This window comes from Perlucidibaca piscinae DSM 21586 (genome assembly GCF_000420045.1).
GTDB classification, from domain to species: domain Bacteria; phylum Pseudomonadota; class Gammaproteobacteria; order Pseudomonadales; family Moraxellaceae; genus Perlucidibaca; species Perlucidibaca piscinae.
This window is the reverse complement of the sequence record NZ_ATUE01000009.1, coordinates 62,844-87,918: the sequence shown is the minus strand read 5'-3', so window position 1 is coordinate 87,918 and position 25,075 is coordinate 62,844. Positions and strand designations below refer to the sequence as shown.

Genomic DNA, 25,075 nt, shown 5'->3' with positions numbered 1-25,075 from the left:
TCACTCCCCCTGGCCCGCACCCCAGCCGCAACGCGAACGGGCTGACTGCACGGCTGCCGCATCGAGCTGCAGCGGCACCACCATCCGCAGCCGGCCGCTGCGGCTGATCACCAGCTGCATGAGGGCCGCATCCTGCGGTCTGGGCGGGCACAGGGTCAAGGTGCCATTGCTGAACCCGGCATCGCCGGCATGGCGCCAGATCAGCACCGGATCGCGGCGAAAGCTCTGCCAGTGCAGATGCCAGCCCGCCGGCAGTTCCGGCACCAGCGGGTAGCGCCGCTCGCCGGGCTGCCAGCGCTGGTCGAGATTGGCATCGGCAAAGACCTGCCAGCTGCCCTGCCAGCGCGCCGTGCAGGCCGCTGCTCCGGACGCGGCACAGACCGTGATGTCCTCGCGCTCGCGCATGGCCTGCAGGCGCAGCTGGACCAGTGCCTGCTGTGTCTGCAGCAGCCATTGCCGGCCCTGCTGGGGACGCAGCCAGTAGGGCCAGTCCACCAGGGTGGCGACACAGGTCAGGGCCAGCAGCGCGGTCACCACCAGCAACTCGACCAGGCTCACGCCGCGCTGCCTGAGTCGCATGGCATACGCCGGACGACCGCCCGGGCGGATCATCACGGGGCCGCCAGCTGGCGGTAGCGCAGCTGCCAGCCGCTGAGGCGGCCGTCGTCACGACCGAGCACGTCCAGTTGCCAGTGCTGCGGCCCGGCTGCGGCAAAGACGGTGGTGTCAGTCGCGGCCTCGGCAGCCGACTCCGCCGTATCCGGCAGACGCTGCAGACGCCATTGCCAGTCAGCCGGCGTCTCCGCCAGCTCGCCGGTGCAGACCGCGCCAACGGCATCCTGCCAGTGGCCGCAGCGCAGCTGCACGGCATCGGAAGTGCGCAACGGATGCCAGGGCTGGCCGCTGTCGATGTTGCCCAGGCCCGGAATCGGCAAGGCTTCCAGCCAGGCCACGCGGGCCAGGAGACGGCTGTCATGCAGCAGCTGATGGCGCTCGCCGGCGGCCTGATGCTGCTGCAGCCAGACCGCCTGCAACGCCTGCCGACCCAGTGCCGCGAGCAGCCCGGTCAGCAGCAGCACCGCAAGCAGCACCTGGCCGCGTTGCCGGCTAGCCATGCGGCAGCTCCCAGGTCATCTGCCAGTGACCGGCATGCCCCGGTCCGGCCTCCAGCACATGCCCGAACCACGCGCCGGAGACACGCTGCCCGCCCGCGGACTCCGGCGCGCTCAGCAGCAGGCCGATGCGGATGCCGCGCACGCCAGTCTCGTTCTGGGCCTGCAAGGTGGTCGCATCGACCCAGCGCAATGAGCCAGGAGCCTCTCCGGCGGCAGGCACGGCATAGAGCACCTGCAGGCTGCGAATGCCGGAGGCCAGCGCGATGCCGGCATCGCCCAGGCGCTGGCACAGGCCGTCGCCGCAGCTGCCGCCATCGCAGGCCAGCACCAGCTGGGAGGAGCTGCTGTCGGCCCGCACGTGATAGCGCTCGACGAGCACGCGGCCCGCCGCGACCAGGGTACCCTCGCAATCACTGGCCGCCTGCGCCAGCACACGCTGCAGCAGCAGCTGGTCACTGCGTGGTGTGCCAGCACCCCGGCCATCGGCCGGCCACCAGGCGCGCAGCCCGGGCTCCGGCCAACCCAGCGCCGCCACCCCTCCCTGCCCGGCAAGCAGGACGCCGTGCTGCCAGCGAGTCAGCAGCCAGACCGCCTCCTGCTGCAGAGACTGAGGCACGCGCAGCCGGGTCAGGTGCTGCAGCTGCACCTGCAGCAAGAGCAACGCCGACGCCAGGATGAGGCTGCCGATCAACACCGCCAGCAGCCACTCGGCGAGACTGAAACCGCGCTCGCCGAAACGCCTCATGGCAACACCACCACCAGGCAGCGCGCGCTGGCATGACGCTGGCCGGCAGCATCCAGACAGGCACCATCCGGGCCGCTGCTGGCCTCGGTTCCGCCCCAGGCCACCAGCAGGCAGTGACCGGGATGATCCAGACAGGGTTCGAGCAGCCAGCGGGGCTGCGGCAGGCGCTGGCGCAGGGACTCGGCCAGCGCGGCGACATCGGCACTGGCGCGCGGTTCGGGAGCGCAGGCGGCCGTCAGACAGGGATCGGCTGCCGCCACCGCCTCCAGGGGGGCCTGCAAGGCGCTCAGGTAGGTGCTGGCAGCGTCGCGGTTGAGCTGCCAGCGTCCGAGCAGATCGCGCAGGAGCAGCGCCGCCTCCTGCTGCTGCAAGGCGATGCGGCTGCTGATCAGTGCGCCGGCCTGGGCCTGCATGAGACCGGTCATGGCCGTCATCAGCAGGGTCAGTGCCAGCAGTGACTCAACGAGGGAGAATCCGGCACAGCCCGGACGCGCAGCGGCGGATACCTGCAGTCTCGACATGATGCGGCCCCGCAATCCAGCCTGGTCATCTCAAAGGCTAGACCCGGGACCGCAGTGCCGCCACTCAGACCAGCTTGACGGGGATGCGCAACTCGCGCGGCATGGAGAAGGTGATGTTCTCGGGACGCCCGGCCAGCTCTTCCGGGGCCTGGCCGCCCCAGCTCTCCAGGCGCTCGATGACCTGGGTGATCAGCACCTCCGGCGCCGACGCCCCGGCGGTGACGCCCACGGCTTCGACACCATCCAGCCAGGCCTTCTCGATCTGGTCGGCGTTGTCGATCAGGTAGGCGCGCGCACCGATGCGCTCGGCCAGTTCGCGCAGCCGGTTGGAATTGGATGAGTTCGGCGAGCCCACCACCAGCACCAGCTGGCACTGGCCGGCCAGTGTCTTGACCGCGTCCTGGCGGTTCTGGGTGGCGTAGCAGATGTCGTCCTTGCGCGGCCCCTGGATGGCCGGGAAGCGTGCGCGCAGGGCATCGATGACGCGGGCGGTGTCATCCACCGAGAGCGTGGTCTGGGTCACGAAGGCGAGCTGGTCGGGATGGCGCACCTGCAAGCGGGCGACATCGTCCTCGTCCTCGACTAGGTAGATGCTGCCGCCATGCGCCGTCTCGTACTGGCCCATGGTGCCCTCGACCTCGGGATGGCCGGCGTGCCCGATGAGGATGGCTTCGGTGCCGGAACGGGCATAGCGCGAAACCTCGATGTGCACCTTGGTGACCAGCGGGCAGGTGGCATCGAAGACCTTGAGGCCGCGACGGGCCGCCTCGGCCTGCACCGCCTGCGAAACGCCATGTGCCGAGAAGATGACGATGGCGTCATCCGGCACCTGGTCGAGCTCGTCGACGAACACCGCACCGCGGTTGCGCAGGTCATCCACCACGAACTTGTTGTGCACGACCTCGTGACGCACGTAGATGGGGGGACCGAAGACTTCAAGCGCGCGGTTCACGATCTCGATGGCGCGATCAACGCCGGCACAGAATCCACGCGGGTTGGCGAGCTTGATATCCATGACTCAACTCCAGGAGGTGTGTCTGGCGGGGTAAGGAGGGCGGAAAAACGCTTCGCTATCATTTCCGCCCCCCTTACCCCGCCAGACACACTCACATGTTTTGTATCACTGCAAGGATACGGGGCTGGCGTCGGCATCGACAACGCGCAGGATATCGACCTCGAACACCAGATCGCGCCCTGACAGCGGGTGGTTGAAATCGACCACGACCACGCCGTCGGGCAGGTCCTTGATGACGCCGGGCAGCTCGGCACCGCTGGCATCGGCGAAGTTCATCACCATGCCGGGCTCGAGCAGCTGTTCGCCGAACTGGTGACGCGGAAAGTGCTGGACGTTGTCTTCCTGCCAGAGGCCGAAGCCGTCGGCGGCGGCAATCGTGAAGCGGCCCTGGTCGCCGGCCTGCAGGCCCTCGATGGCGCGCTCGAAGCCGGGCAGCAGGCTGCCGTCACCAAACACGAACGTCGGTGGCTGCTCACGCTCGCGGGTGCTGTCGAGCACCTCGCCGGAGCCCAGCGACACGGTGAAATGCAAGCTGACGCGCTTGCCGGGTCCGATGCGGTTCATTGGCTGCGCTCCCGTCGCTGCTCCAGAAAAAGGCTGTCGATGATCAGCATGATGGCTCCGACGGTGATGCCGCAATCGGCAATGTTGAAGGCCGGGAAATGCCAGTCACCGTAGTAGACATGAATGAAGTCGACGACGTAACCCTGCAGGATGCGGTCATGCAGGTTGCCGATCGCACCACCCAGCAACAGGGCAATCGCCACCGGCAGCCAGCGTGCCGTTGCCGGCAGGCGGAACAGCCAGATCAGCAGACCGATGCTGACCACCAGCGCCAGACCCACGAAGAACCAGCGCTGCCAGCCGCCCGCCTCGCTGAGCATGCTGAAGGCGGCGCCGGTGTTGTGCGCCAGCGTCCAGTTCATGAACGGCAGTATCTCCCGGCTCCAGCCGTAGACCAGGTTCTCGCTGGCCCAGACCTTGGTCAGGTAATCCAGGGCATAAACGGCAAGCGCCAGCCAGAGCCAGCTGCCGGGCTGGCGAAAAAGCGCCTTAAGCATGGTGACGCACCTCGCCGCTGCCAGCCACGTTGGCCACGCAGCGCGCACAGATCTCGGGATGCGCCGGGTCGCTGCCGACATCGGCGCGGTAGTGCCAGCAGCGTGAGCACTTCACGTAAGTGGACGGCATCACCGCCACGCGCAGGCCGTCGACGTCGGTGGCGACACCGCCCTGCTCCGCCAGCGGACGCAGGCGCGCGGCCGAGGTGATGAGCACGAAGCGCAGCTCGTCTTCGAGCTGGGCCAGCAGGTCACGCAGCTCATCCGACACGAACAGCTCGACCTCGGCGGACAGGCCGGAGCCGATCTCCTTGCGATTGCGTGCCTCCTCGATCTGCTTGTTGACCGCCGACTTCACGGCCAGCACGCGATCCCAGTAGGCGCGCGTCAGCAACGGCTTGTCTTCGGGCAGACGGGCCAGGCCGGTGTGCCACTCGGCCAGGAACACGCTGTCGGCATGCTCGCCCGGCAGCACCTCCCAGATCTCCTCGGCGGTGAAGCTGAGGATGGGCGCGGCCCAGCGCACGAAGGCCTCGGCGATGTGCCAGAGCGCGGTCTGCGCCGAACGCCGCGCCAGCGAATCGGCCTGCGTGGTGTACTGGCGATCCTTGATGATGTCGAGGTAGAAGCCGCCCAGCTCGGCGACACAGAAGTTGTGCAGCTTGTGATAGATCTGGTGGAAGGCCAGCTCGTCATAGGCCGCGATGATGTCGTCCTGCAGGCTGGCGGCGGCATCCACCACCCAGCGGTCGAGCGCCAGCATCTGGTCGGCCGGCACGGCATCGCGCGCGGGCTCGAAGCCGTTCAGGTTGGACAGCAGGAAGCGCAGCGTGTTGCGGATGCGGCGGTAGCTGTCCGACATGCGGGTCAGGATCTCGTCGCTGACCGACATCTCGCCGCGGTAGTCGGTGGCCGACACCCAGAGACGGATGATGTCGGCACCCAGGGTCTGCATGACCTTCTGCGGTGCCACCACGTTGCCGACCGACTTGGACATCTTGCGACCCTGGCCATCCACCGTGAAGCCATGCGTGAGCACGGTCTTGTAGGGTGCGCTGCCGTTGGCACCGATGGCGGCCAGCAGCGAGGATTGGAACCAGCCGCGATGCTGGTCGGAGCCTTCCAGGTAAAGATCGGCCGGATAGCTCAGGCCCTTGAAGCGCTTGAGCACGCAGGTGTGGGTGACGCCGGAGTCGAACCAGACGTCGAGGGTATCGGTGACCTTGTCGTACTGGCCAGCCTCGTCACCCAGCAGCTCGGCGGGGGCCAGCTCGAACCAGGCCTCGATGCCGGCCTGCTCGACCTTGAGCGCGACCTGCTCGATGAGCTCAGCCGTGCGCGGATGCAGCTCGCCAGTCTCCTTGTGCACGAACAGCGTGATCGGCACGCCCCAGGTGCGCTGACGCGAGATGCACCAGTCCGGACGCCCGGCGACCATGCCCTCGATGCGGGCCTGACCCCAGTCGGGCAGCCACTGCACCTGCTTGATGGCATCCAGCGCGGCATCGCGCAGGCCGTTCTGCGACATGCTGATGAACCACTGCGGGGTGGCGCGGAAGATGATCGGCGTCTTGTGGCGCCAGCAGTGCGGGTAGCTGTGATTGAGCTTCCTGAAGCAGAGCAGCGGCGCGGCACCATCGCCACGCGGCAGGCGCAGCTCGTCGAGAATGGGCTCGTTGGCCTTGTTCACGTGCAGGCCGGCAAGCACGGCACCCGAGCGCATGACCGGGGTCGACGCCAGGAACACGCCGTTGCCGTCCACCGGGTTGTCGACCGGCAGACCGTAGCGGCGGCCGACGACGTAGTCGTCCTGGCCATGGCCGGGTGCGGTGTGCACGGCGCCGGTACCGGCATCGGCGGTGACATGATCACCGACAATCACCGGCACCACGCGCGCCAGGAACGGATGCTGCAGCTGCAGGCCTTCAAGCGCCTGGCCGGCGAATGTGGCCAGCACCTCGGCATCGCTGCCCTCGTATCGCGCGACAGCGCCCTCCCACAGCGACTCGGCCAGCACCAGGTGGCGTGCCACGCCCGCCACGCTGACGCGCACCAGCACATAGCTCAGCTCGGGGTGAACGGAGACCGCCTGGTTGGCCGGCAGCGTCCACGGCGTGGTGGTCCAGATCACCAGCTCGGCGGTCGGGACTGCCTTGCCAGCGGCAGTCAGCCCGGCACGTGCCGAGAAGTCGGCGGCATCAACCACGGCAAAGCCGACATCGATGGCCGGCGAGGTCTTGTCCTGGTACTCCACTTCGGCTTCGGCCAGCGCCGAGGCACAGTCCATGCACCAGTGCACCGGCTTCAGCCCCTTGAGCAGGTGCCCGTTGCCGACGATCTGCCCGAGCACGCGGATGATGTCCGCTTCCTGGGTGTAGTTCATGGTCAGGTAGGGCTGGTCCCAGTCGCCGAGCACGCCCAGACGCTGGAAATCGACAGACTGGCGCGCCACCTGCGAGGCTGCGTACTCGCGGCACTTCTCGCGGAACTCCTTCGCGCTGACCTTCACGCCCGGCTTGCCGACCTGCTTCTCGACATTGAGCTCGATGGGCAGACCATGGCAGTCCCAGCCCGGCACATAGGGCGCATCGAAGCCGCCCAGGGTCTTGGCCTTGACGATGATGTCCTTGAGGATCTTGTTGACGGCATGCCCGATGTGGATGTCGCCATTGGCATAGGGCGGGCCGTCATGCAGGATGAACTGCGGACGGCCGGCACGCGCGGCGCGAATCTTCGCGTACAGGCCCTGCTGCTTCCAGGCCTCGACACGGGCCGGTTCGCGCGTGGCCAGGCTGGCCTTCATGGCGAAACCGGTTTCCGGCAGGTTCAGCGTCGTCTTGTAATCCATGTATCGCTCTTCACACCGCAAAATGATGATGGGCAGCAGCAACATCCGCCTCGATGGCTGCCTTCAGCGCATCCAGTGACGGAAAACGCTGCTCGTCGCGCAGCTTCTTCAGGAAGCGGACGCGGATGCGACGACCATAGAGGTCGCCGCTGAATTTAAGCAGATGCACTTCGCAGCGCGCCTGCACCCCCTGCACGGTCGGGCGCGAACCGACATTGGCGACCGCCGGCAGGCCGGTCTGGACCAGGCCATCCTGCCCGAGCACATCGACCTCGACCGCGAACACGCCGCGCAACGGCAGTACCTGGCGACGCATCAGCAGATTGGCCGTGGGCAGCCCGAGCGTGCGCCCCAGCTTGTCGCCGTGCACGACATGCCCCTGCACCGCAAACGGACGTCCTGCCAGCTCGGCCGCGAGCGCGAAGTCTGCCGCCGCCACCGCCGTGCGCAGACGCGTACTACTGACCCGCTCACCCTGCCAGAGCACGGTCGGCATGCGGCCCACCGCAAAGTCGTGGCGACTGCCCGCCTGCACCAGCAACTCGTGATCACCACTGCGGTCACACCCGAAGCGGAAGTCATCGCCGACCAGCACATGACGCGCGCCCAGCGCACGCACCAGCAACGCGTCAATGAAGCCTTGCGCGGTGTAGGAACGGAACGCGGCATTGAAACGCACCATCAGCACGCGATCGACACCGCAGGCGGCCAGCGCCTCGAGCTTGTCACGACCGGTCATCAGGCGCGCCGGTGCCGCGTCGCCGGCAAAGAACTCCTGGGGCTGAGGCTCGAAGCACATGACCAGGGTCGGAACCTGCAGCACTTCCGCCTCGGCACGCAACTGCGCCAGCATGGCCTGATGGCCGCAGTGCACGCCGTCGAAATTGCCGATGGTGACCGCATTGCCAACGTGACGTGCGCGCAGATTGTGTAGACCGCGAATCAGTTCCATGGGCCGCTCATCTTGAAAGCACAGCAACAGGCGAGTATACGGCAAGCCCGGTCAGGTCGGGACAGGCTGGGCAGACCGGACGCTGGCTCATGGGTGTCGCAGCTCACGCGGACGGAAGCCGACCGCCAGCAACGCCACGCCATAGGCGGCGGCGCCGGCAGCGCAGATCAGCAGCACCCAGCCAAGCCGGCCCCAGCCCTGCTCCGCCAGCCACCAGGATGACTCCGGCGTGATCAGCCAGAGCACGGCCAGCATGACCGCATTGGCGGCGGCAAACCGCGCTGCCAGCAACCACCAGGCCGGGCCCAGACGATAGATGTCGCGCTGATGCAGCCCCTTGTAGAGCAGACCGGCATTGACGAAGGCCGACAGCGTGCTGGCCAGCGACAGGCCGACATGCTCCAGATGCCAGACCAGCATCAGGTTGAAGACCATGTTGGCGACCATGGCAATGATGCCGATGCGCACCGGCGTTTTGATGTCCTGACGTGCATAGAAGGCCGGCGCAAACACCTTGATCAGCATGAAGGCGAGAATGCCGCCCGACAGCGCCTGCAGCGCCATGGCCGACTTCACCACGTCAGTGTCATCGAAACGGCCATGATGGAACAGCGAGGCCATCAGCGGCTCGGCCAGCACCCCCATCGCCAGCGAGGCCGGCACGCCGACCATGACAATGACCTTGAGCGCCCAGTCGATGGTGGCGCGAAACTCGGCATCGGACTTCTGGGCATGCTTGGCGGAAAGCGTGGGCAGGATCACCGTGGCAACGGCAATGCCGATCAGTCCCAGTGGCAGCTCGGTGAGTCGCTCGGCGGTATACAGCCAGGACACCGAGCCCTCGACCAGGAAGGAGGCCAGCACGGTATCCAGCAGCAGATTGATCTGGCTGACCGAGACGCCGAACATGGCCGGCAGCATCAGGGTCAGGATGCGCTTGACGTCCGGATCCTTGAAGTCAGGGCGGAAGCGCGGCACCAGGTTGATCTGGCGCAACGGCCACCACTGGAAGCCGAGCTGCACGATGCCGGAGATCAGCACGCCCCAGGCCAGCGCCATGATGGGTTCGCTGAGCAGCGGTGCCATCCAGATCGCGCAGGCGATCATGCACAGGTTCATCAGCACCGGTGTGAAGCTGGAGGCGCCGAAACGGCCGTAGGTGTTGAGGATGCCGCCGGCAAATGCGGTCAGCGAAATCAGCAGCAGATAGGGAAAGGTGATGCGCAGCATGTCCGCTGCCATGTCGAACTTGATCTCGTCGCCGCGAAAGCCGGGCGCGAAGACAAAGATGATGGCCGGCGAGAACACGATGGCGACCACGCTCAGGCCGCCGACGATCACCCCCAGCGAACCGGCCACGTGATCAATCAGGCGGCGCACCTCGGCATCGCCACGCTGGGTGCGCACCTCGGCCAGCACCGGCACGAAGGCCTGCGAGAACGCGCCCTCGGCGAACAGGCGGCGCAGGAAGTTGGGAATCTTGAACGCCACCAGGAAGGCGTCCATGAGCTTGCCGGCACCGAACAGGTTCATGAACACCATGTCGCGGACCAGGCCGGCAATGCGTGACAGCAGGGTCATCACGCTGACGATCGCGGTGGAGCGCCACAGATTCTGCCCGCGTGGGGGACTGACGGGGGGGGTGCTGGACATGACGACTCCTTGATCGCGCCGGAATCTTAGCCTGAGCGCGGTTCCATGACCAGTTCGCAGTTGACTTGCTTGAGGATGCTCGGCATCATTACGCGCCTGATTTTGGATATGGCTAGCGCCGGTCCGGAACCCTCTTAAACCGTTTTTTCAGGAGTCGCCCCGTGGCCAACTCTGCACAAGCCAAGAAGCGCGCGCGTCAGAACGACAAGCAGCGCCTGCACAATGCGAGCCTGCGCTCCATGGTGCGTACCTACATCAAGAAAGTGGTCAACGCCATCGCCACCGGCGACAAGGCTGTTGCCCAGGCCGCCTACACCGTCGCCGTGCCGGTCATCGACCGCATTGCCGACAAGGGCATCATCCACAAGAACAAGGCTGCTCGTCACAAGAGCCGCCTGAACGCCCAGATCAAGGCCCTCGCCTGATCTGCCGGCGCGACCCCCGGGTTGCGCCAGCGCGTTCCGCGTGGACATGAAAAAACCGGCCTTGAGCCGGTTTTTTCATGTCTGCATCACGGCAATGCCGCCTCGACAACACCTCAGTTGGCGTCAGCCGTCTTGCGAGCCAGGCCGATGGCACTCAGCGGAATACGCAGATCAGCCCTGATCAACTCCAGCGGAACAGTTTCCACGCGTGGCTTCAGGCGCATGCCAAAGACCGCCTTCAGGGGCGTGTCGAGCACGCGATCTACCGGGAAGCTGGTGACAAACGTGGTCTTCAGGCGCGATGTCACGTCCTGATTGAACACCACCTTGACCGGCCCCTTGTAGTGCACGTCCAGCACTGTCCTGACCGGCACGCTCAACGCGACCGGCGCTTCGAAGTCCAGCGGCAGCTTGATGCGCAGCGGGAACGATGGCAGGAAACGGCTGTTGACGATCAGGTCGGTGCTGCCTTCGATGAAGGCCTCGCCGCGAATCGGAACCATGCCGTTGTACTTGATGACGAAATCGACCGGCACCTTGGAGCGGGACTCGGCCAGCACGTCATAGGTACCGGTCAGGGGCACCTTGATATCCTGATCAATGGGCACGGTGGCATTGATCATGCCCTTGAGCTCGATCTTCACCGGGCGCGTCGCCTCTGCCACCACGTCAAGCTGTGACGGCAGGCGAAGCACGCCGGTCTGCTTCTGGAGGGACATTGACAAGGCCAGGTGGGCGTAGGCCAGGAATCCGATGAAGCTGCCGGCAAACGCCAGCACGCCGATCAGCAGCAAGCGTCGCCCGGTCACTGCGCTGCCCCCTCGGCAGCCACCGTCCTGGCCGGCAGCGTGCCCGCTTGCGCCACGCCGCTGGAGGGCCCGGCTTCGACAACAGACTGCTCATCGCGATTGCGGGAGAAGCCCAGCGTGCGCAATGGCAGATTCAGATCCGCCTTGGTGATGACCGTGTCGACCGGTCCGGGAATGGTCACGTTGGCGTTCATTGCGGAACGCACGGGTACGTCAAGCCGGCTGCTGATCGGAATGGTGGTGGCGATGTTGGTGCGCAGCGGCACCCGCAACGCCTGCTGCATGTCCACCGCCACCGGTGCCGTGAACTTCATGCGCACCGGCTGGTTGACTGGCACGTTCATGGTGACCGGCACGTCCGCCTTGATGGGAATGTCGCCCCGCACGGGCAGGCGCAAGGTGGTGCCGAGCACGTCGACCTCGACCTTGGAGTTGACCTTGATGACCTGATCAAGACGGATGGTGTCACGAATGGCCACATTCATCTTGATCGGAATGTCATGGTCGACCGTGGCCATCACGTTCAGGGTGTCGCGGATCGGCAGCGTCACCATCTGGTCGACCGGCACCGTGGTGGTGATGTCTCCCTTCAGCTCGATGTCGAGATTGTTGAGAATGTCGGCCGTGACCGGCACCACACCGGGAATGCGCACCGTAGCCTGCTGATCGCGCAGGAACAGGTTGGCATCGATGTTGCCGACCACCCAGACCCCTGCCAGTACCCCCCCCAGCACCGACCCGCCGAGAATCAGCGCCAGCACCGGCACCCCACGCCTGCTGCTGTTCATCTCACCGCCCATTCCCTGTGACTTCGTTCCCTTCATGTCCGGATCAGATCATGATCTGGACTTGCAGCTCACCCACCACGAAGCCGAGCACGGCGCCCACGGTGATGAGAATCCACTCGTCCTCCTTGAATGCCGGACGCAGCAAGCCCTCGAACTCTTCCGGGGTCAGTCTCTGCATGCGGGTGACCAGGGTGTTGCGCACATCCATGGCTTCTTCGGCATAGCTCTCCATGTGCTTCATGGTTTCCGGCAGCTTGGCGAGAATGCGCTCGGCAACGACAGCCTTCATCTCGATGTAGCGCTGGCTGCCGACGGCGTAGACCACCAGCGGACGGGCAATGCCGGACTGCTCGTCGATGAGCACGCGCACATGGCGCTGCACCAGCTCCATGATGTGGTCGGACATCGGACCGCGAAACAGTTCCTCGATCATGTTCGACGGCGTCAGCAGCTGCTTGGAGATCAGGGCGGCGTAGTCAGCGGCGACCTCCTGCTGACGCTTCAGGAACAGCCCCTGCCAGGTGTAGCCCAGGATCTTCTTCGGATGCATCGGGCGAAACAGCATCTGCAGGGCGACGTAGTCGCTGAACAGACCCACGAAGCCGCCGAACAGCGGCAGCAGCCACGGCTCGCGGAACAGCGCCCAGCACACCATCTGGATCAGGCCGATGCCGAAACCGAAGTAGAAGCCGGCGGTGCTGAAGAACTTGAACTCGTTGCGACCGACCTTGCGGAAGATCTCGTTGAGCAGGCGCTTGTCCTTCATCAGGTTGGAAATGACCATGTGTCTCAGGTCGAAGTAATGGCTCAGGTTGCCCTGGATGGCACGCATGATTTCCGAGGCCACCGCCGGCGCTTCGGCCTGGACCTTGCGAATGATCTTCTGGCGGGCAAACTCGGGCATGCCCTCCCAGAGGCCGGGCTGGTATTCGGTAGCCACGGCACGCACGATGTCTTCGGCGGCGGCAGTCATCGGCACTTCGATCTCGCTGGCGACACGCAATGGATCAAGTCGGGCAAACAGCTCTTCCGGCTTGATCAGGCGCTGAGTCATCAGGTCGACGGCCGTGGTTGCCATTTTCTCGGCCTTGCGAGGCACGATGCCTTGCCAGCCCAGGAACGGCTTGATGCCGATGAACTCGAGTGGCAGGAACATCATCTGCACGGCTACCACCTTGGTGACGTAGCCGATGAGACCGCTGACGAATGGAATTGAGATATAAAGCCACATGTTGGCTTGAAAATCGGCAATGGCTGCTTCGATCACGAACAGTTCCCTCGTTCACAGAATTGGTTATTGTTATCAGGCTGCGCGCGTTTATCACCGCAAGGGAATGACACGACGGCCAGCCTGGCGGCCGGTCGCCTGTAACAGGCCGAAACATAACAGCACACCATGGGCAACACACCGGATATCCGTTGCGAGGCGCCTAATTCGGACGAACAACAGGATGAACGCAACCACAAACGCCACACCCGTCCATTGTCAGGACTGCGGACTGAGCAAGCTGTGCTTTCCACCCTCCTTCGATCAGCAGATGCTGGAGGAGGTCGCGCATGCGGTCGGACAGATTCCGGTGCTGCCGAAGGGAGGGGTTGTCTACGCGCGTGGCGATGCCGCGAGCGCGCTTTATGCCGTGCGCTCGGGTGCCGTGAAGACGATCATTGTCGATGCCCAGGGCGAGGAACAGGTGACCGGTTTCTACCTGCCCGGCGAGGTGGTGGGACTGGAGCATCTCGGCCAGGCGCAGTGCATCACCACGGCCGTGGCACTGGAACGCAGCATGCTCTGCGCCCTGCCGATCATGTCGATGAGTCAGCTGTCACGCCAGCTGCCGGCGTTGCAGCAGCATCTGTTCCAGATCATGAGCTCGGCCATGAGCGCCGACTACCAGCGCATGCACCTGCTGACCCAGCACAGCGCGGAAAGCCGTGTCGCCAGCTTTCTGCTCAGCCTGATGGAGCGCCATCGCAAGCGCCGGCTGGATCCGCTGCATCTGCGCCTGCCCATGAGCCGGGGTGATCTCGGCAATCACCTCGGCCTGGCACTGGAAACCGTCAGCCGGACCCTGGGCGCGCTGCAGCAACGCGGCATCGTTCAGGTCAGCGGCCGGCATGTCGACATTGTGGACGAGAACAGTCTGGCCAGGCTGGGTGGCAGCCAGTGTGCGTGAGCCGCACCGGCCAGACCGCCCTCTTACTCAGTGGCCGGCGTAACGCTGGTCACGCCATTCGGAGTGGTGCTCAGGCGCCTGCGGAGCAGGTTCGCGAGCACGCTCGATCGGCCCCTTGACCTGATGCAGCAACGCCCAGATCACGCCACCGGGAATGGCCAGGGCACTCAGCAGAATCACCACCAGCGACAGCATGCCGCCAAAATCACCCAGCTCCATCAGCAGTTCCATTTTCCGCTCCTTGCTTGCCATGTCTTGATGACTGCATGACATCACGAAGGCGCCGGAAAAACCTTGATCCGGATCAAATTGGCTGGCGAGACCGCCGTGTCAGCGCAAACGCTGAAGCCGAAGCGGCAGCCCATCGCGCGGCTTGGAGATCGGCATGGCCTGCCAGGGCAGACGATAGCTCGCTGGTACCTGCCAGCGGAAACGGCGCAACACCTGATGCAGGATGGCCTTGACCTGCAGCTCGGCAAAATGCTGACCGATGCAGCGGTGCGCCCCGCCCCCGAACGGGATCCACTGGAAGGCATGGCCGCGATGCTCTGCCCGGGCCGGCGCAAAGCGCTCCGGATCAAAGCGGTAAGGCTCGCTCCACCAGGCTGGCATGTAATGCGTGTGCAAGGGAAACACGCCGACCAGGGTGTCGGCCGGAAGACGATGACCGGCAAACTCGACCTCACGCGTGGTGCGGCGGGGAATCGAGGTCAGAGGCGGATACAGGCGCAAGGCCTCTTTCATGCACCAGTCGATTTCCTGCAGCGACTCCAGGTCATCGAACGCGAGCGTGTCGTCCGGCATGGCCAGGCTGCGCTCGCGCAGGCGCTCCTGCCACTGCGGATGCCGGCCGAGGGCATGAAACAGCGTGGTCAGTGTCGAGGTCGTGGTGTCATGCGCGGCCATCATCAGGAAGATCATGTGGTCGATGATCTCCTGATCGCTGAAGCGCCGCCCCTGCTCGTCGCGCGCCTGGCAGAACTGGCTGAAGAAGTCCGGGGCATCGCTGTCGCGCTTGCGCGGCATCAGCTCGCGGAAATGCCGGACCAGATACTCCCGCCCCTTCACGCCACGCCACATCTTGAACGGCGGTATCGGCGAACGGATCAGGGCAATCGGCGCTTCGACGGCATCAATGAAGGCATGATCGACGTGCGCCGACTCCGGCCCGGGCTCGACCCCCATGAACACGCGCGTGGCCAGATCCAGCGTCAGCTGCTTGATGGCGGGAAACACCGGCACGGCATCCCCGGTCTGCCAGCGCCCGAGCACGCGTCCGATCTCCGGCCCCATGTGGTCGAGATAGCGCACCAGCGCCTGCTTCTTGAAAGCGGCCTGCATGATGCGACGCTGGAAGCGGTGGGCAGGATCATCCATGGACATGACCGCGCCGGGAAACACCGGGTCGATGAACCAGCCCCAGCCACCGGCACTGGAAAACTCGCCATCGCGGTTCTGCAGCACGCGCGCGTTGGCGTCAGGCCCGAGCAGAACCACGGCATCACGCAGCAGGCGGGTGCGAAACACCGGGCCAAGCCGGGACTCCAGCCGGTTCAGGGTGGTCAGCGGATCACTGAGCATGGCAGGCAGATGGCCTATGCCGGGCAGGCCGCCGGCATCAGGAAGAGCACGCATCAGCGGCAGGGAATGGGCCATGTGGGTTCTCGCACGGGCATCGGACGTGACCCGTGATACCCGAGACGTGACCAGTCAGTCAACCAACTTTCGTTGGATCCTTGCGCGGCCAGCACACCAGCACGACACCAGCAACAATGACGACCAGACCGGCCAGCTCATGGCGGTCAACCTGCTCGCCTCCCAGCCAGACACCCAGCAGCACCGCGACCAGCGGATTGACATAGGCATAGCTGGTGGCCAGCGCCGGACGCACCGTGGCCAGCAGATACACGTAGGACGAGAAACCGACCAGGGCACCGATGAAGATCAGATAGGCCAGTGCCCAGACACTGGCGACGCTGTCCGGCAAACGCCAGTGCTCACCCGCCAGCAGGCTGGTCAGCAACAGTGCCAGCCCGCCCACCAGCATCTGCACGGCGCAGGCCATCCACACGCCGGGCTGGTCGAGACGCTTGCCCCACATCGAGCCGAACGACCAGCTCAATGCCGCGAAGATCAGCAGTGCCAGCCCAGCCGGCGACCCCGACAGTCCCTGCCCCTGCGCCAGCAGCCAGACCCCGGCCAGCCCCAGAAGCAGGCCCAGCCACTCCAGCCGACCGGCACGATAGCCCCAGAACCCGGCAAACACCGTGGCACAGAGCGGCGTGATGGCGACCACGGTGGCAGACAGCGCCGAATTCACGCCCAGCGACATGGCCACGGCGACGGCGCCGTTGCCACCCAGCAGCAGGAGCACGCCAACCAGACCGGCATGACACCACTGCCGACGGGTCGGCAGGTCATGGTGACGCCAGCGCAGCAGCAGAAAGAGAAGAGAGCCCGCCACCAGATAGCGGAAGCCGGCACTGAACAGGGCCGGCAGTCCTTCGATGGTCCAGCGCATGGCGAGGTAGGTGGAGCCCCAGATCAGGTAGACGGCCAGCAAGGCCAACAAAACCCGGGGGGCCGGCAATGGCACGGGCGTCAGACCAGCACCATGTTGTCGCGATGAATCAGCTCGGGCGCATCGACATAGCCCAGCACCGACTCGATGCGCTCGGAGGGCAGACGGGCAATGCGCGCCGCCTCGTCGGCACCGTAGTTGACCAGGCCGACAGCGACCTGCTGGCCCTGCTCGTCGACGCAGGCCACCACCTCGCCACGCTGGAAGCTGCCCTCGACCTGACGCACGCCCACCGGCAGCAGGCTGCGGCCGCCCTCGCGCAGCGCGCGCACGGCTCCCGCATCCAGCACCAGACGCCCGGCATGCTGCAGGTGGCCTGCCAGCCACTGCTTGCGCGCCACCAGGCGGTCCTGCTCAGGCAGCAGCAAGGTGCCCAGCACCTCGCCCTGCTGCAGACGCTCGAGAATGCGCTCGCCGCGTCCGCTGGCAATCACGGTGGCGCAGCCGGAGCGCGAAGCCAGCCTGGCGGCGCGCACCTTGGTGATCATGCCGCCACGCCCGAGCTTGCCGCCACCACCGGCCATCGCCAGCAGACGCTCGTCCATGGCCTGCACTTCAGGCAGCAGCACGGCATCGGGGTCGTTGCGCGGATCACGATCGAACATGCCGTCCTGGTCGGTGAGAATGATCAGCGCCTCGGCTTCAACCAGGTTGGCGACTAGGGCGCCGAGGGTGTCGTTGTCACCAAAGCGGATCTCGTCCGTGGCAACCGTGTCGTTCTCGTTGATGACGGCGATCACGCCCCAGTCCATCAGCGTGCGCAAGGTGCTGCGCGCGTTGAGGTAGCGCTGCCGGTCAGCGAGGTCGTCGTGCGTGAGCAGGACCTGTGCGGTACGCACGCCATGCTCGCGAAAATGCGACTCGTAGGCCTGGACCAGGCCCATCTGGCCGATGGCGGCGCAGGCCTGCAGGGCCGGAACGTCCTCGGGACGCTGACGCAGCCCCATGCGCACCATGCCTTCCGCAACCGCCCCGGAAGACACCAGGATGAGTTCGATGCCGCGCGCCTTGAGCGCGACCATCTGCGCCACCCAGCCGGCCATGGCCTGCTGGTCCAGACCCTGACCATCGTCGGTGAGCAGGGCGGAGCCGATCTTGACCACCCAGCGCCGGGCCTGCGAAAGACGGAGACGATGCGAAGACATGCTGATCGGACACCTGCGAAAGAATTGCGGGGATTGTGCGCACTCCCCGCCGCCAGCTCAAGCACTGACAGCGGGGACAGCCGGCCTCATGGCCGGTAGATGATCTCTGGCGCGTCCTCGTCGTCCTCGCTCCAGTCATCGTCGTCGTCATCGTTGAGCTGTGACGGATCGATGCCAAGGCGCAGGGCGCGGCGCTCGGCAGCGCGACGGACATCCAGCTCGCGGATCTTGTCGCGACCTTCCTGCACCAGCTGGGCACGCTTGGCCTGCTCTGCCTCGGCCAGCGCCGGATCCAGCGCCTCGGCCTCGCGCTGCGCCTCGATGGCCTCCATCAGGCGATAGCACACGGTCATGGCACCATCCCGGGTAAGGCCGGAGGTACGGAATACCGGACCGGTCCAGCCCAGGCGGGCGACGATGTCGGTGCAGCGCTCGTCCACCGCCTCGGGCGACTCGAGAAGGTCGGTCTTGTTGAGGATCAGCCAGCGCGGCAGCGTAGCCAGCGTCGGTGAGAACTTTTCCAGCTCGCCGGCAATGGCCTGCACCGCATGCACCGGGTCGCTGCCGTCATAGGGCGAGATGTCGACCAGATGCAGCAGGAAGCGGGTACGCGCCAGGTGCTTGAGGAAGCGGATGCCGAGACCGGCACCCTCTGCCGCCCCCTCGATGAGCCCGGGAATGTCGGCCATCACGAAGGAGCGCGTGCGATCGACATCGACCACGCCGAGATTGGGCACCAGCGTGGTAAACGGGTAGTCGGCAACCTTGGGCTTGGCAGCCGACACCGCACGAATGAACGTGGATTTGCCGGCATTGGGCATGCCGAGCAGACCGACATCGGCCAGCACCTTGAGTTCGAGACGCAGTTCGCGATGCTCGCCGGTGGTGCCATCGGTGGTCTTGCGCGGCGAGCGGTTGGTCGAACTCTTGAAGTTGATGTTGCCGAGGCCGCCGCGACCACCGCGCGCCAGCAGGATGCGCTGGCCGTCCTGAGTCAGGTCGCCGAGCACCTCGCCGGTGCTGTCATCGAGCAGCGTGGTCCCGACCGGCACCTTGAGCGTGACGTCGTCGCCGGACTTGCCGGTGCAGTTGGCGCCACGACCATTACCGCCGCGCTGAGCGCGGAACTGGCGGGTATAGCGGTAGTCCACCAGGGTGTTGACGCCGATGTCGGCCTCGGCCCAGACCGAGCCGCCATGGCCGCCATCGCCGCCGTCGGGGCCGCCGAAGGGGATGAACTTCTCGCGACGGAAGCTCATGCAGCCATTGCCGCCATCGCCCGCCACCACCTTGATTACCGCCTCATCGACAAACCGCATCTGACTTCACTCCGCAAATGAAAAAGCCCCGCACAGGCGGGGCTTTTCGGGCGCTGACCGCTCAGGCCGCCGTTTCGACGACGACGTACTTGCGGTTGAACTCGCCCTTGGTCACGAACTTGACCACGCCGTTCGCCGTGGCGAACAGGGTGTGGTCACGGCCCATGCCGACGTTCTCGCCAGCCCAGAACTGGGTGCCGCGCTGACGGATGATGATGCCGCCGGCCTGGATCTGCTGGCCGCCGTAGACCTTGACGCCAAGGCGTTTGGCTTCTGAGTCGCGACCGTTGCGGGTGGAACCGCCTGCTTTTTTGTGTGCCATGTCGAATTACCTCTCGCTAAGAGCGATCACGCCAATCAGGCGCTGATGCCCGTGATCTTCAGTTCGGTGTAGTACTGACGGTGACCCGCCTGCTTGCGGTAGTGCTTGCGGCGACGGAACTTGACGATGCGGACCTTGTCGTGACGGCCGTGGTCCAGCACTTCGGCAGTGACCTTGGCGCCGGCGACAACCGGGGTGCCGATCTGGATGTTGTCACCGTTGACGACCATCAGGACGTCTTCAAAGGTGATGGTCTGGCCCGGCTCGACAGCCAGCAGTTCGACCTTGAGGCGCTCGCCTTCGACCACACGGTGCTGCTTGCCACCGCTCTTGATTACCGCGTACATACCCTGCTCCTAAAGCATCTATCGGGACGGGTCCGGGCCTCAATACCGGTGATCCGGCAGGCTCGCGTTCGTGCGCCGTGGTGCGCACCCGCTTCCGAGAAATTCGAGGGGCGGGATTCTAGGCAAATTTCGACGTCAGCGCAAGTGACGTCAAACCAGCCAGACGGCGGCAGACACACGACAAACGCACGCAAGTGGAACAGAAGTCGGCTATTTCGCTGCAGCACCGAGTGACATACTGACATTGTACAGTCCCTGTCACAGGAGCGCATGAAATGGCCATCTTCACCTGTCGTCACCCTGTCGCACGCGCCCTGCTGGCGCTGCCGCTTGCGGTAGGCGCCAGCCAGAGCCTGGCAGCCGTCGATACCGAGCCGTTCCAGGTCACTGCCAACGTGGTCTCGTCCTGCAGCATTGCTGCCATTGCCGACCTGGCTTTTGGCGCCTATGACCCGGCCAGCGGGCTTCCGGACCTCGCGCAAACCACCGCCAATGTCACCTGCACGCTGCTCACGGATTACGAGCTGACCATCAATGACGGCCTCCACACCGGACGACGCATGAAGGACGCCGGCACCAACTACCTTGATTACGAAGTCTACAGCGACGTCAACATCACCCCCTGGCCCTCTTCGGCACCGGGCGTGGCCGGAGTCGGGCTAGGGCTGACCGCCGTCCCGCACATCATCTACGGCAGCATCCCCGCTGGCCAGGATGTGCCTGCCGGCAGCTACAGCGACACCCTGACCATGACAGTGGAATGGTAAGGAGCCAGCCATGAAAATCCGTTCACTGATGCTGCTCGCCCTCGCCACCCTGTCACCAGCCGTCCTGGGGGCCACTCTCAACATTTCCCCCACCCGCCTGACCTTCACCGAACAGAAGCCGACAACCCTGCTCACGGTGACCAACCAGGACACGGAGAGCGTCTCCGTTCAGGCCGACGTCAAGCGCTGGCTGCAGGTCAACAATGCCGACCTCCTGCAGGACGACAACGACCTGATCATCACGCCGGCCATCTTCAAGCTGGCACCGGGCAGTCGTCAGATCGTGCGCATCGGCTGGCGCCAGACCCCGAGCCGCGCCAGCAGCGAGCGCAGCTGGCGCGTGCTGCTCAGCGAACTTCCAGCCCCGGCGGATCCGGCTGCCGCCACCGACACGCGTCTGCGTCTGGCCATGCGCCTGTCGCTGCCACTGTTCATGCCGGCCAGCCCGCTTGCCGACTCGCGGCTGCGCTGGCGCTGGCAGCCGGGCGAGACTGCCGACACGGCCAGACTGGTGATCGAGAACCAGGGTGAGCGCCACGCACGCATCCAGCAGGTCACGCTGTCCAGCCCGAGTGCCGACACGCAACGGATCGACACCCAGCTCTATGTGCTGCCGGGTGCCACACGCGTGCTCACGGTGCCGGCCGGACTGGCAGTCAATGGCCAGGTGGCGATGACCAGTGATGCCGTGACCCCGCCCCATGCCCTGCATGCCGAGCAGTGACGTGATCACGACTCATGACGGACGCGGCCTGGTTTGACTCGGCCTGCACGCAATCGCTGGCGCCGGGCATCCAGGTGGTGTCCGTTCAGAGTCGTCCGGACGATCAGGGCCGCGATGGCCGCATCCTGATTGGTGACGATGGCACGGTCTGGGTACCCGCCTCCCGCTATGCGGACTGGACGGGCCGTTCTCCGGCGAGCGACTCGACGACGCGGTTGCTGCACAACGAGAGCTGGCTGGCGCTGACAGGCATTGCGCACCGCCTTGATGCCTGTGACGCCCGTCTTCAGATTGCCGCCGAGCTGCCCGGCCAGCACTGGCAACGCGATACCGAAAGCCGCTTGCAGGTGCTGCCCGCCATCTGGGCCGGCACCCTGAATCTGGGGCTGACCGCCAGTGCCAACACCGAGACCGCATCGCGCCTGGCCACGGATGCCGAGCTTGGCGTCAGCAGCCCTTGGGGCTATGCGCGCAGCCGCCACCTTTTTCTGCCGGAAGGCACCGTACGTCTGGACAGCCAATGGCGCCGGGATCTGACCGGGCGCCGCGAAACCCTGCTGATCGGCGACCAGGTCAGCACCGACCTGCAAGGCAACCGTCTGCTCAGCGGCGGTCTTTCCTGGGGTAGCGACTTCAGCCAGCACCCCGAGCTGCCAACCTTTCCATTGCCCAGCATTGCCGGCACCAGCCTGCTGCCGTCGATGGCCGAGATCTATGTCGACAACCAGCTGCGCCAGCGGGTACCGCTGCAGGCCGGCGACTTCCTGCTCAGCCCCGAGCTGGGCAGCTCCGGCTACGGCGAGCTGTCGGTGGTGACTCGGGACCGGCTCGGTCGGGAAGTCCGCATCAGCGAACCGTTCTACAGCAGCCCGCAGCTGTTGCGACCGGGGCTGACCGACTGGAACCTGCTGATCGGCAAGCAGCGACTGGCCCTGGGCCAGGAAAATGACCGGTACGAGGAAGGCTTTGTGCGCGGGCGCTGGCGCCAGGGCCTCAGCGACCGGCTTACCGCCGGCCTGCAGACCGACCTGCTTGAGCAGTCGCAGATCCTGCAGAGCGACTGGCTCTGGAGCAGCGTTCGACTCGGCCTGAGCAATCTGCAGCTGGGACTGTCCTCGGACCGCGAGGCCGGTGGCGGTCACATGGCCGGCTTCAGCCAGAGCTGGCGCTCGCAGCGCAGCAGCTGGCAGGCCGGCTTCCAGACTTATTCGCCAGAGCACCTGACCCTGGGTCGCGACGCCGGCGCCATCGCACGGCGGATCACCGTGAATGCCGCACGCGACTGGGGTCATGGCATGCAGACATCGATTGCCCGCATCGACGAAACCCGACGCATCGGCGAGGACCTGACGCTGAACAACCTCGCCATCCAGAAGAGCTGGCACTCGGGCTGGCAGCTCAACCTGGGCGCCACCCATGTCGCCAGCCAGGGCTGGCAGAAGAACCTCACGGCCTACCGCTGGATCAGCACCCGCCAGAGTCTGTCCGCCAGCCTGAGACAGGACAGCGAACACGCGCTGGGCGCCGAGCTGCAATGGCAATGGCGACCCGAGGAGGACTGGAGTCTGAGAGCCGGACTGGCGCGCAGCCGGGATCAGCAGCGCACGACGCTGAGCGCGCTTTATGACGGTCAGCGCGGTACCGGCAGCGTGGTCAGCGAGCACAGCAACCTGAGTCGCAGCCTGCTGGCCAGCCTGGATACCACCGTGAACTGGTCACCCGGACTGCTGGGCTGGGGACGGCGCCTGCAGGACAGCTGGCTGATTGTCGATGCCGGCCTGCCCGGCATACGCGTTTACCAGGACAACCAGGCCATGGGAGAAACCCAGGCCAACGGGCGTCTCCTGGTCAGTCGTGTACGGCCTTATCACCCCAGCGAGATCCGCCTGGAGGCCGCCGACATCCCGCTCAGCCACCAGATCAGCCACAGTGAACAACAGGTGCGCCCGCCACGCGGAGCCGGCCTGGTCAGCTTCGCCCTGCCGGTCAGTGACTGGTCGCAACGCTGGCACGTCCGGCTGCCGGATGGCGGTGCGCTGCCCGCCGGCAGTCATGTCAGCCGCGACCGCGAGGCCAGCGAGCTGCCCAGCGGCAATGACGGACTGCTGTGGCTGCCACAGGGCTGGGTCGGAGCCCGTATCCGGTTGCAGCTTCCTGACGGCCGCCAGTGCATCATCGAGTCACTGCCAGCTCCTGCCGACAACAGCGCCACGGAGGTCACATGTCAGTTCGCGCCTTGAGTCTTGTCCTGCTGCTCGCCACCGGCCAGATCCACGCCGCCAGCTGCTCGCTGAGCACCACGCCGGTCAGCTTCGGCGACTACAACCCGCTCACCGTGCTGCCGCGCGATGCCTCCGGCACGCTGACGGTCAGCTGCACGTCCGGCCTGCTGGAAATCGTCACCCTCAATATCGCCCTGTCGGCCGGGGCCAGCGGCAACAGCAGCGCCCGGCACATGACCCAGGCAGCCAACACCCTGAACTACAACCTGTACCAGGACATCACCCGTCTGGTGCTGTGGGGCAGCGGGGCCAACTCGCAGAGCAGCAACATCAACATCACCACCATCCTGCTGCCGTTCAACGTCAACTTCACGGTCTACGGACGCATCCCGGCGCAGCAGAATGTCGCCGGCGGCAGCTACAGCGACACCATCACCGCCACCCTGACCTTTTGAGCCGTCACGGGGCGACAGGCAGGCCGGCTGTGCTAGACTCGCGGCCATCTCAAGCTGACCTCGCCTCGCGTTCGCCCATGGACTTCAAAGACATCCTGACCCTCGTGCATGACGACTTCCAGGCCGTCGATGCCTGCATCTCCGCGCAACTGAAGTCGCGCGTACCGCTGGTCAGCGAAGTGGGCGAATACATCGTGCAGAGCGGCGGCAAGCGCCTGCGTCCGCTGGTCTCCCTGCTGGTGGCACGTGCCTGCGGCTACGAGGGTCGTGACCATGTCGTGGTGGCCGCGCTGATCGAGATGCTGCACACCGCCACCCTGCTGCACGACGATGTCGTCGACATGTCCGATCTGCGTCGCGGACGCCCCACGGTGAATGCGCGCTGGGGCAATCCTACCGCCGTGCTGGTCGGCGACTACCTGGTGTCCAAGGCCTTCCAGATGATCGCCAGCCTGCGCAACCAGGCCATCTTCGACATCATGTCGGACGGCACCTGCGTGATCGCCGAGGGCGAGGTGCTGCAGCTGATCAACCAGCACGACCCGGACACCACCGAGGCACGCTACCTGGAAGTCATTCGCGGCAAGACCGCGAAGATGTTCGAGGCCGCCGCCGAATGCTCCGCCGCCCTGGCCACGCCCGAATACCGTCAGGCCATGGCCGCCTATGCCCAGCACCTGGGTGCCGCCTTCCAAATCGTCGATGACGTGCTGGACTACACCAGCAGCGCCGATGTCATGGGCAAGAACGTCGGCGATGACCTCGCCGAGGGCAAGCCCACCCTGCCGCTGATCCGTGCCATGCAGGTGCTGGCGCCGGCGGATGCCGACCTGATCCGTCATGCCATCCGTGATGGCGGCCTCGACCAGCTCGACACCATCATCGCCCTGGTGCAGCGTTGCGACGCGCTGGAATACAGCCATGCCTGCGCGGCGCGCGAGTCCGATGCGGCGATCGCGGCACTCGACGCCCTGCCGGCCAGCCCCTACCGGGATGCGCTGATGCATCTGGCGCGCCTGGCACTGGCAAGAACACACTGATTCCCCTTTTCAAATCCGTTTCACGTGCTAGAATGCGCGCCACTTGA

At 65.7% G+C, this 25,075-nt stretch carries 27 protein-coding genes; 7 read left to right on the top strand and 20 right to left on the bottom strand.

Features of this window, described 5'->3' with window-relative positions; genetic code table 11:
• From F595_RS0111110 to murJ, 10 genes are all read right to left on the bottom strand, one after another.
• A complete protein-coding gene (locus F595_RS0111110; RefSeq protein WP_022956951.1) occupies nucleotides 1-612 on the bottom strand; it encodes a GspH/FimT family protein in 612 nt (203 codons plus the stop codon).
• A complete protein-coding gene (locus F595_RS0111105; RefSeq protein WP_156873871.1) occupies nucleotides 612-1,115 on the bottom strand; it encodes a hypothetical protein in 504 nt (167 codons plus the stop codon). The genes F595_RS0111110 and F595_RS0111105 overlap by 1 nt, the downstream gene beginning before the upstream one ends.
• Nucleotides 1,108-1,860, bottom strand: coding sequence for a PilW family protein (locus tag F595_RS13880; protein ID WP_040568620.1), 753 nt, complete (start codon nucleotides 1,858-1,860; stop codon nucleotides 1,108-1,110). The genes F595_RS0111105 and F595_RS13880 overlap by 8 nt, the downstream gene beginning before the upstream one ends.
• On the bottom strand, nucleotides 1,857-2,381 hold the full coding sequence (locus tag F595_RS0111085) for a type IV pilus modification PilV family protein (RefSeq protein WP_022956946.1): 525 nt from the start codon (nucleotides 2,379-2,381) through the stop codon (nucleotides 1,857-1,859). Before F595_RS0111085 ends, F595_RS13880 begins: the two co-directional genes overlap by 4 nt.
• 64 nt (nucleotides 2,382-2,445) lie before the next feature.
• Nucleotides 2,446-3,396, bottom strand: coding sequence for a 4-hydroxy-3-methylbut-2-enyl diphosphate reductase (gene ispH, locus F595_RS0111080; protein WP_022956945.1), 951 nt, complete (start codon nucleotides 3,394-3,396; stop codon nucleotides 2,446-2,448).
• 105 nt (nucleotides 3,397-3,501) lie between these two features.
• On the bottom strand, nucleotides 3,502-3,960 hold the full coding sequence (locus F595_RS0111075) for an FKBP-type peptidyl-prolyl cis-trans isomerase (RefSeq protein ID WP_022956944.1): 459 nt from the start codon (nucleotides 3,958-3,960) through the stop codon (nucleotides 3,502-3,504).
• On the bottom strand, nucleotides 3,957-4,457 hold the full coding sequence (lspA, locus tag F595_RS0111070) for a signal peptidase II (RefSeq protein WP_022956943.1): 501 nt from the start codon (nucleotides 4,455-4,457) through the stop codon (nucleotides 3,957-3,959). Before lspA ends, F595_RS0111075 begins: the two co-directional genes overlap by 4 nt.
• Nucleotides 4,450-7,305: an isoleucine--tRNA ligase gene (gene ileS / locus F595_RS0111065; protein WP_022956942.1), complete on the bottom strand. Its 2,856-nt coding sequence runs from the start codon at nucleotides 7,303-7,305 to the stop codon at nucleotides 4,450-4,452. Before ileS ends, lspA begins: the two co-directional genes overlap by 8 nt.
• A 10-nt stretch (nucleotides 7,306-7,315) precedes the next feature.
• A complete protein-coding gene (gene ribF, locus F595_RS0111060) occupies nucleotides 7,316-8,257 on the bottom strand; it encodes a bifunctional riboflavin kinase/FAD synthetase (protein WP_022956941.1) in 942 nt (313 codons plus the stop codon).
• An 87-nt stretch (nucleotides 8,258-8,344) separates the two neighbouring features.
• Entirely contained in the window at nucleotides 8,345-9,910 is a 1,566-nt protein-coding gene (gene murJ / locus F595_RS0111055) for a murein biosynthesis integral membrane protein MurJ (protein ID WP_022956940.1), read from the bottom strand.
• Between the two features lie 161 nt (nucleotides 9,911-10,071).
• Between murJ and rpsT the strand changes: the two genes are divergently transcribed.
• Nucleotides 10,072-10,335, top strand: a complete 264-nt coding sequence (gene rpsT / locus F595_RS0111045; protein WP_022956938.1) for a 30S ribosomal protein S20 — start codon at nucleotides 10,072-10,074, stop codon at nucleotides 10,333-10,335.
• A gap of 113 nt (nucleotides 10,336-10,448) precedes the next feature.
• Here rpsT and F595_RS0111040 read toward each other — a convergent pair whose 3' ends face one another.
• The 3 genes from F595_RS0111040 to F595_RS0111030 are packed head-to-tail and all read right to left on the bottom strand — an operon-like array spanning nucleotide 10,449 to nucleotide 13,199.
• Entirely contained in the window at nucleotides 10,449-11,144 is a 696-nt protein-coding gene (locus tag F595_RS0111040) for a hypothetical protein (RefSeq protein WP_022956937.1), read from the bottom strand.
• Entirely contained in the window at nucleotides 11,141-11,932 is a 792-nt protein-coding gene (locus F595_RS0111035; protein ID WP_156873870.1) for a hypothetical protein, read from the bottom strand. Before F595_RS0111035 ends, F595_RS0111040 begins: the two co-directional genes overlap by 4 nt.
• Before the next feature lie 43 nt (nucleotides 11,933-11,975).
• The gene (locus F595_RS0111030) at nucleotides 11,976-13,199 is read right to left on the bottom strand and encodes a DUF445 domain-containing protein (RefSeq protein WP_022956935.1); all 1,224 of its coding nucleotides are present in this window, start codon (nucleotides 13,197-13,199) and stop codon (nucleotides 11,976-11,978) included.
• Nucleotides 13,200-13,383: 184 nt separating this feature from the next.
• On the opposite strand from F595_RS0111030, the gene F595_RS0111025 reads away from it, so the two are divergent.
• Nucleotides 13,384-14,106 (top strand): helix-turn-helix domain-containing protein, encoded by a 723-nt coding sequence (locus F595_RS0111025; protein WP_022956934.1) that lies wholly within the window; start codon nucleotides 13,384-13,386, stop codon nucleotides 14,104-14,106.
• Between the two features lie 27 nt (nucleotides 14,107-14,133).
• Here the strand turns inward: F595_RS0111025 and F595_RS0111020 are convergent, their stop codons facing one another.
• From F595_RS0111020 to rplU, 7 genes are all read right to left on the bottom strand, one after another.
• Complete coding sequence (locus F595_RS0111020; RefSeq protein WP_022956933.1) at nucleotides 14,134-14,337, bottom strand: hypothetical protein; 204 nt, start codon at nucleotides 14,335-14,337, stop codon at nucleotides 14,134-14,136.
• Between the two features lie 99 nt (nucleotides 14,338-14,436).
• Nucleotides 14,437-15,762: a cytochrome P450 gene (locus tag F595_RS0111015; protein WP_022956932.1), complete on the bottom strand. Its 1,326-nt coding sequence runs from the start codon at nucleotides 15,760-15,762 to the stop codon at nucleotides 14,437-14,439.
• A 58-nt stretch (nucleotides 15,763-15,820) separates the two neighbouring features.
• On the bottom strand, nucleotides 15,821-16,669 hold the full coding sequence (gene yedA / locus F595_RS13875; protein WP_265596742.1) for a drug/metabolite exporter YedA: 849 nt from the start codon (nucleotides 16,667-16,669) through the stop codon (nucleotides 15,821-15,823).
• A gap of 38 nt (nucleotides 16,670-16,707) precedes the next feature.
• A complete protein-coding gene (gene proB, locus F595_RS0111005) occupies nucleotides 16,708-17,832 on the bottom strand; it encodes a glutamate 5-kinase (RefSeq protein WP_022956930.1) in 1,125 nt (374 codons plus the stop codon).
• Between the two features lie 86 nt (nucleotides 17,833-17,918).
• Entirely contained in the window at nucleotides 17,919-19,151 is a 1,233-nt protein-coding gene (gene cgtA, locus F595_RS0111000; protein ID WP_022956929.1) for an Obg family GTPase CgtA, read from the bottom strand.
• Between the two features lie 61 nt (nucleotides 19,152-19,212).
• On the bottom strand, nucleotides 19,213-19,473 hold the full coding sequence (gene rpmA / locus F595_RS0110995; RefSeq protein ID WP_022956928.1) for a 50S ribosomal protein L27: 261 nt from the start codon (nucleotides 19,471-19,473) through the stop codon (nucleotides 19,213-19,215).
• A 35-nt stretch (nucleotides 19,474-19,508) separates the two neighbouring features.
• Complete coding sequence (rplU, locus tag F595_RS0110990; protein ID WP_022956927.1) at nucleotides 19,509-19,820, bottom strand: 50S ribosomal protein L21; 312 nt, start codon at nucleotides 19,818-19,820, stop codon at nucleotides 19,509-19,511.
• A 275-nt stretch (nucleotides 19,821-20,095) separates the two neighbouring features.
• Here rplU and F595_RS0110985 point away from each other — a divergent pair, with 275 nt between their 5' ends.
• From F595_RS0110985 to F595_RS0110965, 5 genes are all read left to right on the top strand, one after another.
• Nucleotides 20,096-20,587, top strand: coding sequence for a Csu type fimbrial protein (locus F595_RS0110985; protein ID WP_022956926.1), 492 nt, complete (start codon nucleotides 20,096-20,098; stop codon nucleotides 20,585-20,587).
• Between the two features lie 10 nt (nucleotides 20,588-20,597).
• Nucleotides 20,598-21,311 (top strand): fimbrial biogenesis chaperone, encoded by a 714-nt coding sequence (locus F595_RS0110980; RefSeq protein ID WP_022956925.1) that lies wholly within the window; start codon nucleotides 20,598-20,600, stop codon nucleotides 21,309-21,311.
• A gap of 14 nt (nucleotides 21,312-21,325) precedes the next feature.
• Entirely contained in the window at nucleotides 21,326-23,551 is a 2,226-nt protein-coding gene (locus tag F595_RS0110975; RefSeq protein WP_022956924.1) for a fimbria/pilus outer membrane usher protein, read from the top strand.
• Nucleotides 23,533-23,988 (top strand): Csu type fimbrial protein, encoded by a 456-nt coding sequence (locus tag F595_RS0110970; RefSeq protein WP_026913529.1) that lies wholly within the window; start codon nucleotides 23,533-23,535, stop codon nucleotides 23,986-23,988. The genes F595_RS0110975 and F595_RS0110970 overlap by 19 nt, the downstream gene beginning before the upstream one ends.
• Nucleotides 23,989-24,065: 77 nt before the next feature.
• Entirely contained in the window at nucleotides 24,066-25,028 is a 963-nt protein-coding gene (locus F595_RS0110965; protein ID WP_022956922.1) for a polyprenyl synthetase family protein, read from the top strand.
• Nucleotides 25,029-25,075 lie beyond the last annotated feature (47 nt).

Excerpts from the sequence above, each read along its gene's own strand:
- F595_RS0111110 (WP_022956951.1), bottom strand. The coding sequence starts at position 612 with ATGATCCGCCCGGGCGGTCGTCCGGCGTATGCCATGCGACTCAGGCAG.
- F595_RS0111105 (WP_156873871.1), bottom strand. The coding sequence starts at position 1,115 with ATGGCTAGCCGGCAACGCGGCCAGGTGCTGCTTGCGGTGCTGCTGCTG.
- F595_RS13880 (WP_040568620.1), bottom strand. The coding sequence starts at position 1,860 with ATGAGGCGTTTCGGCGAGCGCGGTTTCAGTCTCGCCGAGTGGCTGCTG.
- F595_RS0111085 (WP_022956946.1), bottom strand. The coding sequence starts at position 2,381 with ATGTCGAGACTGCAGGTATCCGCCGCTGCGCGTCCGGGCTGTGCCGGA.
- ispH (WP_022956945.1), bottom strand. The coding sequence starts at position 3,396 with ATGGATATCAAGCTCGCCAACCCGCGTGGATTCTGTGCCGGCGTTGAT.
- F595_RS0111075 (WP_022956944.1), bottom strand. The coding sequence starts at position 3,960 with ATGAACCGCATCGGACCCGGCAAGCGCGTCAGCTTGCATTTCACCGTG.
- lspA (WP_022956943.1), bottom strand. The coding sequence starts at position 4,457 with ATGCTTAAGGCGCTTTTTCGCCAGCCCGGCAGCTGGCTCTGGCTGGCG.
- ileS (WP_022956942.1), bottom strand. The coding sequence starts at position 7,305 with ATGGATTACAAGACGACGCTGAACCTGCCGGAAACCGGTTTCGCCATG.
- ribF (WP_022956941.1), bottom strand. The coding sequence starts at position 8,257 with ATGGAACTGATTCGCGGTCTACACAATCTGCGCGCACGTCACGTTGGC.
- murJ (WP_022956940.1), bottom strand. The coding sequence starts at position 9,910 with ATGTCCAGCACCCCCCCCGTCAGTCCCCCACGCGGGCAGAATCTGTGG.
- F595_RS0111035 (WP_156873870.1), bottom strand. The coding sequence starts at position 11,932 with ATGAACAGCAGCAGGCGTGGGGTGCCGGTGCTGGCGCTGATTCTCGGC.
- F595_RS0111025 (WP_022956934.1), top strand. The coding sequence starts at position 13,384 with ATGAACGCAACCACAAACGCCACACCCGTCCATTGTCAGGACTGCGGA.
- F595_RS0111020 (WP_022956933.1), bottom strand. The coding sequence starts at position 14,337 with ATGGAACTGCTGATGGAGCTGGGTGATTTTGGCGGCATGCTGTCGCTG.
- F595_RS0111015 (WP_022956932.1), bottom strand. The coding sequence starts at position 15,762 with ATGGCCCATTCCCTGCCGCTGATGCGTGCTCTTCCTGATGCCGGCGGC.
- proB (WP_022956930.1), bottom strand. The coding sequence starts at position 17,832 with ATGTCTTCGCATCGTCTCCGTCTTTCGCAGGCCCGGCGCTGGGTGGTC.
- cgtA (WP_022956929.1), bottom strand. The coding sequence starts at position 19,151 with ATGCGGTTTGTCGATGAGGCGGTAATCAAGGTGGTGGCGGGCGATGGC.
- rpmA (WP_022956928.1), bottom strand. The coding sequence starts at position 19,473 with ATGGCACACAAAAAAGCAGGCGGTTCCACCCGCAACGGTCGCGACTCA.
- rplU (WP_022956927.1), bottom strand. The coding sequence starts at position 19,820 with ATGTACGCGGTAATCAAGAGCGGTGGCAAGCAGCACCGTGTGGTCGAA.
- F595_RS0110985 (WP_022956926.1), top strand. The coding sequence starts at position 20,096 with ATGGCCATCTTCACCTGTCGTCACCCTGTCGCACGCGCCCTGCTGGCG.
- F595_RS0110980 (WP_022956925.1), top strand. The coding sequence starts at position 20,598 with ATGAAAATCCGTTCACTGATGCTGCTCGCCCTCGCCACCCTGTCACCA.
- F595_RS0110975 (WP_022956924.1), top strand. The coding sequence starts at position 21,326 with ATGACGGACGCGGCCTGGTTTGACTCGGCCTGCACGCAATCGCTGGCG.
- F595_RS0110970 (WP_026913529.1), top strand. The coding sequence starts at position 23,533 with ATGTCAGTTCGCGCCTTGAGTCTTGTCCTGCTGCTCGCCACCGGCCAG.
- F595_RS0110965 (WP_022956922.1), top strand. The coding sequence starts at position 24,066 with ATGGACTTCAAAGACATCCTGACCCTCGTGCATGACGACTTCCAGGCC.